This is a genomic window from Gilliamella intestini, assembly GCF_900094935.1.
Lineage (GTDB): Bacteria > Pseudomonadota > Gammaproteobacteria > Enterobacterales > Orbaceae > Gilliamella > Gilliamella intestini.
In genome coordinates, this window is record NZ_FMBA01000064.1 from 1 (window position 1) to 8921 (window position 8921).

General features: G+C 36.2%; 9 protein-coding genes and 2 pseudogenes. 6 read left to right on the top strand and 5 right to left on the bottom strand.

Features of this window, described 5'->3' with window-relative positions; genetic code table 11:
* Both GA0061080_RS11145 and cysE read left to right on the top strand, forming a co-directional pair.
* Positions 1–370, top strand: a pseudogene (locus GA0061080_RS11145) (transposase); the annotation flags it as partial.
* Positions 371–624: 254 nt separating this feature from the next.
* Positions 625–1386 carry a serine O-acetyltransferase gene (gene cysE, locus GA0061080_RS11150; RefSeq protein WP_091125667.1) on the top strand — a complete coding sequence of 254 codons (762 nt, stop codon included), beginning with the start codon at positions 625–627 and terminating at the stop codon, positions 1384–1386.
* A 63-nt stretch (positions 1387–1449) separates the two neighbouring features.
* Here the strand turns inward: cysE and GA0061080_RS11155 are convergent, their stop codons facing one another.
* The 5 genes from GA0061080_RS11155 to recN all read right to left on the bottom strand — a co-directional run bounded on the left by GA0061080_RS11155 (position 1450) and on the right by recN (position 6317).
* A complete protein-coding gene (locus GA0061080_RS11155; RefSeq protein WP_091125652.1) occupies positions 1450–2283 on the bottom strand; it encodes a mechanosensitive ion channel domain-containing protein in 834 nt (277 codons plus the stop codon).
* A gap of 61 nt (positions 2284–2344) precedes the next feature.
* Complete coding sequence (gene slmA, locus GA0061080_RS11160; RefSeq protein WP_167349234.1) at positions 2345–2938, bottom strand: nucleoid occlusion factor SlmA; 594 nt, start codon at positions 2936–2938, stop codon at positions 2345–2347.
* Positions 2935–3393, bottom strand: coding sequence for a dUTP diphosphatase (gene dut / locus GA0061080_RS11165; protein WP_034909576.1), 459 nt, complete (start codon positions 3391–3393; stop codon positions 2935–2937). Before dut ends, slmA begins: the two co-directional genes overlap by 4 nt.
* Positions 3377–4603, bottom strand: a complete 1227-nt coding sequence (gene coaBC, locus GA0061080_RS11170) for a bifunctional phosphopantothenoylcysteine decarboxylase/phosphopantothenate--cysteine ligase CoaBC (RefSeq protein ID WP_091125656.1) — start codon at positions 4601–4603, stop codon at positions 3377–3379. Before coaBC ends, dut begins: the two co-directional genes overlap by 17 nt.
* A 52-nt stretch (positions 4604–4655) precedes the next feature.
* Complete coding sequence (recN, locus tag GA0061080_RS11175) at positions 4656–6317, bottom strand: DNA repair protein RecN (protein WP_091125660.1); 1662 nt, start codon at positions 6315–6317, stop codon at positions 4656–4658.
* 537 nt (positions 6318–6854) lie between these two features.
* Here recN and GA0061080_RS12815 point away from each other — a divergent pair.
* The 4 genes and pseudogenes from GA0061080_RS12815 to GA0061080_RS11190 form a co-directional block, all read left to right on the top strand.
* Positions 6855–7064 (top strand): HTH domain-containing protein, encoded by a 210-nt coding sequence (locus tag GA0061080_RS12815; protein WP_209435829.1) that lies wholly within the window; start codon positions 6855–6857, stop codon positions 7062–7064.
* Between the two features lie 127 nt (positions 7065–7191).
* Positions 7192–7659: an integrase core domain-containing protein gene (locus GA0061080_RS12820; protein WP_209435830.1), complete on the top strand. Its 468-nt coding sequence runs from the start codon at positions 7192–7194 to the stop codon at positions 7657–7659.
* A gap of 281 nt (positions 7660–7940) precedes the next feature.
* The gene (gene suhB, locus GA0061080_RS11185) at positions 7941–8723 is read left to right on the top strand and encodes an inositol-1-monophosphatase (protein WP_091125664.1); all 783 of its coding nucleotides are present in this window, start codon (positions 7941–7943) and stop codon (positions 8721–8723) included.
* A 67-nt stretch (positions 8724–8790) separates the two neighbouring features.
* Positions 8791–8921, top strand: a pseudogene (locus GA0061080_RS11190) (IS5/IS1182 family transposase); the annotation flags it as partial.

Here is an 8921-nt window from a genome sequence, read left to right on the forward strand (position 1 = left end):
TCAGAAAAAAGCAGTTTATCTATAACAGTCAAAACGATACTTATACTTGCCCAAACGGGCAAACATTAATATATAAAACTACCAGCAGGGAAGGTTATCGTCATTATCATTCTGATGCAGCAACCTGCAAAGTCTGTCCGTTATTGTCACAGTGTACACAGAGTAAAAATACACAGAAAGTCATCACACGCCATATCTGGGAAGTAGATAAAGAGAAAGCCAACGAGATTCGTTTAAGCCAGTGGGGTAAAAAAGTCTATGCTCGGCGAAAACAGACCATAGAGCGCAGGTTCAAATGCAGTGTTTATTGGCCGCAACGGCTCAAAATATCAAGAAAATAGCGATAAAGCTATTTTTGTTACGTTTTTAGGCTATTTTTTATTTATTTAATAAAATCCAAATTAAAAATCCTATTTATGGTTTAAATAAAAAAATAAAACCCGAATTATATCGAGGTTTGTCATCAATCTGATGGAAACACATTGTTTCCATTTTTCTTTTTATTGATGTTAAATCAATACAATCCTTGCTTCTAAGGAAAGTTTGCGAAACAATATTAGCAATTTTAGATAATATGTATAGGGACTTGTAGTGAATGATGTAAAAGTAGTTGTTAAACCCGAGATGTTATGGCAAACCATTCGGCAAGAGGCCTTTGAATTAGTGGAAAGTGAGCCAATGCTAGCAAGTTATTTCCATGCAACTTTACTTAATCATGAAGATTTGGGTAGTGCTTTAAGCTATATTTTAGCTAATAAACTTGTTTCTCAGGTTATGCCCGCTATTGAAATTCGTGAAATTGCCCGTCAGGCTTATCAAGCGGACCAAAATATTATTCAGTCAGCTATATGCGATATCATGGCTATTTATATTCGCGATCCAGCCACTAATTACTATTCAACACCACTTCTTTATTACAAAGGATTTTTGTCCTTGCAAGCTTATCGAATTGCCCATTGGCTTTGGAAGCAAAACCGTAAATCACTTGCCATTTTTTTACAAAGCCAAATTGCGATTGTATTTGGCGTTGATATTCACCCTGCGGCAAAAATTGGCTGTGGAGTAATGTTTGATCACGCAACAGGTATTGTTATTGGAGAAACAGTGGTAATTGAAAATGATGTTTCTATTTTACAATCGGTTACATTAGGCGGAACGGGTAAAGAAAATGGTGATCGCCATCCCAAAATTCGTGAAGGGGTGATGATTGGTGCTCACTCAACGATTTTAGGCAATATCGAAATCGGCAAAGGTGCCAAAATTGGAGCGGGTTCTGTTGTGCTAGATCCTGTGCCACAACATACTACCGTTGCAGGTGTACCTGCTAAAGTAGTGGGTTGTCCTGATTGCGAAAAACCGGCGTTAAATATGGATCAAGATATTTAATTGTTATTAGATAATAGAAAACTCCGTTGATAAACACAGACGGAGTTTTTAATAATTGATTGGCTACTTATTTTTAAGATTTACATCCATTGTTGGATATGGAATATTAATATTATTTTCAGTTAATCCATTTTTGATATTTTCAAGCAGATGACCTTTTACCGTGCCATAATTTTCGTTTAATGTCCAAACTAACACATTAAAATTCATCGAGGACGCATCTAAAACATCTAATCGAATGGTAGGCTCTTTGGATGTTAATATATTATTAGTTTTATCAACTGCTTGCTTTAACACTTGATAGACTTTTTGAATATCTGAATCATAACCAACATTAACCACCAAATCTAAACGTCTTTCTGGTAAGCGAGTATAGTTGATAATATTAGCACTTACTACTTGGCTGTTAGGAATTATAACTAGTTCGTTGGTTGGTGTAACAATAGATGTTGAAAAAATTTGTATAGAATCAATAATACCTTGCTGACTATTGATTATTACCGTTTCACCGACTTTAAATGGTCGAAAAATAATTAAAATAACTCCAGCCGCAAAGTTAGATAGTGAACCTTGTAATGCTAAACCAACAGCTAAGCCAGCCGCACCAATCACGGCAACAATGGATGCTGTTTGTACTCCTAATTGACCTAAAACGGCAACCAATGTCATTACAATAATCGCATAGTATGCTAATGCACTGACAAATTTAACAACAGTTGGATCAACGTGTCGATTTGATAATACTCTTTTTAATTGGTTGCTAATAAATCTAGCGATAGTTCTACCAATAACAAAAATAATAATGGCAAAGCAGAAATGAGTAATATAGCTAAATACAACCCTATCATATTTTTCGATAAATGAAAGGGTATAATTTAAGAAACCTTCAAAATTCATATTATTATCCTCAGTAATGGGTAATAGAAATTTTTGTTAAAGTATTTTAATTCGCAATTGGCTAAACAAGTTGTTTGATCAATAAAGACCAACGTGTATCAAAATTAGTTGTTGGTAGATATTTAAAACCTGAACGAGAATAACGTACCATCATACCCTCACAAAAAGCTAATAATTGGCTAGATAAAATGCGTTCATCAGTTATGAAGGCAACACCTTCACGAATTTTTCGCTCACGTAAAACTTGTTTAATTTGAGTTTCAATTCGTTCAAATAGTTGGCTAATACGTTCTTGTAACTGATCTTGCTCAAACATTAATGCGTGCCCAGTCATAATTCTGGTTAATCCTGGATTTTTTTCAGAAAACCCCAATATTAAAGCAAGAATAAGTTGTAACCGAGTAAATGTATTTGGCTCTTCATGCATTATCATATTTATACGGGATAACAAGATATCTTCAATATAGACAATTAAACTTTCAAACATTTTTGTTTTACTCGGAAAATGTCTATATAAAGCTGCTTCAGAAACACCTACTGTTGCAGCTAATTTAGCCGTAGTTATTCTTTGAGTACCTTCATTAGATTCAAGCATTTTGGCTAATGCTTGTAATATGTCTTCTTTGCGATTTCTATTTTTGCTACTCACGATCATTTTTTACCCGAATGTCCAAAACCACCTTCGCCTCGTGCTGATTCAACAAATTCATCAACAATGTTAAATTCGGCTTGTACAACCGGAACAATGATTAGTTGGGCAATTCGATCGCCTGCTTCAATCACAAAAGGGGTTTGGCTTCGATTCCAAACAGGCACAAACAATTGACCTTGATAGTCCGAATCAATCAAACCAACCAAATTACCAAGCACAATACCATTTTTTGAACCAAGTCCTGAACGTGGTAATACTAATGCGGCTAAACTTGGATCAGCAATATGCATTGATAAACCAGTCGGCGTTAAGATAGTTTCTCCCGGTTTTATTTCGGTTGTTTTATCAAACATTGCTCTTAAATCAATACCCGCTGATCCTTCAGTTGCATAAGTAGGTAGTGGAAATTCATTTCCTAAACGTTTATCTAATACTTTTATATCAATTTTTCTTTTCATCGTGACTCGCTTTATATCGTTTTATAACTGCTTCAAGCAGTTGTATTGCTAATTGTTGTTTGTTGCTTAATGGTAACGTTTGCTCACCATTTTGCCAATATAGCGTTAACGCATTTTGATCAGAATTAAAGCCAATGCTCTTGTCTGAAACATCATTAGCGCAAATTAAATCCAGGTTTTTTGTCGTTAATTTTTTTAGTGCATAAGCTTTAACATCATTGGTTTCGGCAGCAAATCCAACGACAAAAGGGCGATGTTTTTTTAATGCTGCAACGCTTGCGACAATGTCGGGATTTTTTACTAATTCAATCACAAGCTCATCGTTATCGCCGGTTTTTTTTATTTTTTGCGTCGCAATTGTTTTTGCATGATAATCAGCAACGGCGGCACAAGAAATAAAAATCGTCGATTTTTGGGCATGCTCCAATGCTTCGTCGTACATCTGTTTAGCGCTTTTAACGTCAATTCGGTTGACATTATTCGGCGTATGTAAATGAACTGGTCCACTAATTAATGTGACATTGGCACCCATTTGAGCAGCGGCGTTTGCAATTGCAAATCCCATTTTTCCTGAACTGTAATTACTAATATAACGAACTGGATCGATTTCTTCGATTGTTGGTCCTGCCGTAATGGTAATTGATATATCTGAAAGCTCTGAGGTTGATTTAAAATAGTGGGTTATTTCTTCAACAATAGTTAGTGGCTCAAGCATACGTCCTGGTCCAATATCACCGCAGGCTTGAAAACCACTGCCTGGACCTAAAATTAAGGTATTTCTTGACGCTAATACAGATAAATTATGTTGAGTTGCGGCGGCTTTATACATTTGTTGATTCATCGCCGGAGCAATGGCAATTGGCGAAGATGTTGCTAAACAAATTGTTGATAACAAATCATCGGCAATACCATTTGCCATTTTAGCAATAATATTGGCGGTTGCAGGTGCAATTAATACTAAATCTGCCCATTTGGCAAGTTCAATATGACTCATAGAAAGCTCGGCCGATGGATCAAAGAGATCGCTGGAAACCTGATTGCCAGAAACAGCTTGAAGCGTCATTTTAGTGACAAAATGGCTAGCAGAATCAGTCAAAACTACATGCACTTGCGCGCCAGATTTTTTTAAATGGCGAACAAGGTCAGGACATTTATAAGCGGCAATCCCACCAGTAATCCCTAACAAAATACGTTTACCCGATAGACTCATGATCATGCTTCCTTCACACCAAAAATGAAAGCGTTATATTACCACAATTAAGTTAGATAATAAGTAGCTCTTTCGCATTGGCTAATGTTGCGTCTGTAATTTTATCGCCGCCTAATAATCTCGCTAACTCGTTTAATCGCCCATTTTCGTTTAATTTTTGCATATCTGTAGTGGTTTTTTTACCATTAGTTTGTTTGCTAACAAAATAGTGTTGATTAGCTTGTCCTGCAACTTGTGGTAAATGAGTAACAGTAATTACTTGAGTTGATTGTCCAAGCTGCCTTAATAGTTGCCCCACTTTTGCGGCGGTTGGACCGCTGATCCCAACATCAATTTCATCAAAAATTAAAGCTGGCGTATCCATTTTTTGAGCAGTTAACACCTGAATTGCCAAAGCAATACGCGACAACTCACCGCCTGAAGCCACTTTTGCAAGCGGTTGTGCGCTTTGTCCTGCATTGGTGCTGACTAAAAATGTTATTTGATCGGCACCATCTTCATTTAATCGATTTTCATCAAAAGCAACATCAATACTAAATTGACCATTTGGCATTGATAAGTCATGCATGATAGTGGTCACTTTTTTGGCTAGTGTTTTGCTTATTGTTAATCTTTTTTGATGCACTTTTGTGGCAATTTCGACAGCGATTTGATGGTATTTAGTAATATCATTTTTAAGTTGTTCACTTTGCTCATCTTGCTGATTAATTTGCTTAAATTCAGCTAACAAAGTTTGATGTAAATTTGGCAATTCTTCGGGCAAGACATGATGTTTACGCGCCAAAGCAATCTGTTTAGATAACCGCTGTTCTAGTTGCATAACTCGAGCAGGATCAAGCTCTAAACGTTCACTATAGTGACGAAGCTCATCGCTTGCTTCTTTAATTTGGATCGATGCGTCTTCCAACATGTTATAAACATTATTTAACGTAGGATCGAGCGAGGTTAGTTCTTGAACACTATTTTTTACACTGTTTAGCAAATTGCTGATGTTATAGTCGTCCGCCTCGTCTAACAACATAACAGATTGCTGGCTTAAGTTAATTAACTGTTCACTATTAGATAACCGTTTGTATTCCTCATCAATTTGTTGATATTCCCCCTCAATGGGCGAAAACTCATTGAGTTCTTTCAATTGATATTGCAAAAGCTGCATATGCGCATCACGCTCTTGCCGTGTTGTTTCGTATTGCTGATAAGCTCGTGTTGCCTCTTTCCATTGCTTATAGGCTTGATGCATTTGGGCAAGTAGTGTTGGTTCATTCATATAATGATTTAACAACAACTGCTGATAATCACTGCGTAACAGGCGCTGATGTTCATGCTGTCCATGAATTTGAATCAACATTTGCCCCAAATCTTTTAATTGCGAAATAGGAACAGCACGGCCATTAATAAACGCTTTAGAGCGCCCGTCTTGATTAATCACTCGTCGCAAAATACACTCATTGCCTTCATCAAGTTGGTTTTCGTGTAACCAAGCAAAAGCCGCTGGCGTATCATCAAGCACAAAACAAGCCGAAATATCCACACGTTCAGCACCATGCCGAATAGATGAAGCATCAGAACGATTTCCTAAACATAATCCCAATGCGTCAATAGCAATCGACTTCCCTGCTCCTGTTTCACCCGTAATTGCTGTCATCCCCAAAGAAAAATCCACAAGCAACCGATCGACGATAGCAAAATTATTAATAGTTAGTTGAGTTATCATAATAAATTAATACATAAGGCTAGTTATAATATTGGCAGTATAGCAGTAAAAACACTGTAAATAAATACAGTTTTTGTTTTTTTGAGATATTATTTGTAGGATAGTTTGTAATCCTTAGACATCTGTTGATCTCATTGTGTTAGCTCATATAAAACAATTAAAATTGGTGTATAACATCTGTGGAATGAAGCTTTTTTATCATTTCCCTCATTAAGTGCCTCACTGTAAATACCCCCTTTTAAGTCCATTGAAAATAAACTAAGACGGCAAGCTAAAGGTGATAACAAAACCTTTCTGAGCGAAATACGACAGGTTGATACCAAAGGTTTACCGTTACTTAAAAAATCAAATGGAACAGCAAACTAGAGAATATCCTCCTGTAATTAACAATTTGATTTTTATAGTATTTATACGTAAACGTAGTGCGCTCCTGAAACTTCTTGACAAAAATGGCGCAGTTTTATTTATTTAAATAAAATATCTGTTTAGATGTAGGATTTACTAGCGTTGTTTACAGTAATTTGAGAAACTACTGTAATGAATATACATAAAAAAACAAAACTAACGGCTTATCACAGACAAGCGATATGGCGCTTATATCATAAAGAAAAAATAACGGTCACTGATTTGGCAAAACGCTTTATGGTCAGTCGGCCTACCATTTATAATGTACTAAAGAAAGCCCGATTGAAGCTTTTTGTGCCTTTAACCAGTAAGAATGAACGTTATAAAACCATTCATTATTGAATTAAACGTCTGGTTAAAGTCGAAAAATCGATTGAAGATAAATTAAGGCGGCAAGCTAAACGCTATAACAAAACCTATCCGGGAGAAATGCTACACGTTGATACCAAACGTTTACCTTTACTTAAAAATGAAACGAAACAGCAAACGAGAGAATATTTATTTGTCGGTATTGATGATTTTTTCACGTGAGCTTTATGCGGGTATTTACCCTGATAAATCCCAATTTAGCGCGGCACAATTTTTACAAAACGATGTATTAACCCAATGTCCTTATACTATTGAATGTGTTTATTCCGATAATGGACGTGAATATCAAGGCACTAGCGAACACTTATTTGTTAAAACGTGTAACAACCACCGTATTAATCAAAAATTCACCAAACCCGCCTGCCCACAAACGAATGGGAAAGCCGAAAGAGTGATACGAACTTTAATGGAGATGTGGCATAATCAGCATGTATTTAGCGATTCAATAGATAGAAAACAAAAACTGAAACGCTTTATTAATTTTTATAATACCGTTAAACCACATAAAGCGATTTCAGGGAAAACGCCTTATGAGTTTTTAGAGGATTATTTTAACCATGAAGTGTAAACAACTCTGCGTTTTCCTACAGTTTAGATAAACTACGTGATACTCAGCGTATCAAGCAAAAATCAGCAAATATACAAATTTATTTACAGGATCGTTCTTGAAATATAAACAAAAGGATAGCCGTTATCAATATAATTAATTCAAGCGAGCTTTACCTATCAATTCCCAACACACTGGCAATAAAGCCACAAAACCTTTATACTATGTAACAACTTTTAGTATTACTAAATTAGTCTTACTAAACCAACCCGTTCTTTAACATCATCAATTGGAATAAATTTATGCATCCGATGCTTAATATCGCTATTCGCGCTGCTCGTAAAGCAGGTAATGTAGCCATCAAGGCTTATGAAAATCCTAGTTCAATCGAAATAGAAACCAAAGGCGCTAATGATTTTGCCACTAATGCCGATCGTGCGGCTGAAGCTTTGATTATTGAAACAATCAAAAAAGCTTATCCTGACCATACTATCATTGCCGAAGAAAGCGGCTTAGCTAAAGGTAATGATGCCGATACTCAGTGGATAATTGACCCAATTGATGGTACGACCAATTTTATTAAAAATATCCCTCATTTTGCAGTGTCTATCGCAGCTCGTGTTAAAGGTAAAACCGAAGTTGCAGTAGTTTATAACCCAATGAGTAATGAACTGTTTACGGCTGCTCGTGGTAAAGGCGCCCAACTTAATGGTTATCGTATTCGAGTGAGTAATGCGAAAGATTTAGACGGTAGCGTGTTAGCAATGGCTTTTCCGTTTAAAGCTAAACAATATAGCGATAGTTATTTTGGTGTATTACAAAAATTATTTGTTCGATGTGGCGATTTTCGTCGCACTGGTTCTGCCGCTTTAGATCTTGCCTATGTTGCTGCAGGTCGTTTAGATGGCTTTTTTGAAATTGGCTTAAAACCATGGGATATTGCTGGCGGTGAATTGATTTTGCGTGAAGCAGGTGGCGTTATTACTGATTTTGCAGGTGGCAATAATTATATGGTTTCGGGCAATATTGTTGCTGGTAATCCTAGAATTGTTAAGGATTTATTAGGGCGTGTTGATCTTTCGTGATTATTTTTTAGACGGCATGATGTGAGTTATAATAATTCTGCAAAAAACAACCATAACTCGATTCATCATGCCAAGAACAATGCTAACAGATAAACGGTGGGAAAAGCTACTACAAATAATGAAAAATACCGGCCGAGTTTATAATAAATCCGAGCATCGGATGACGTTTGAAGGGATCCTTTTCCGAATGAGAACCGG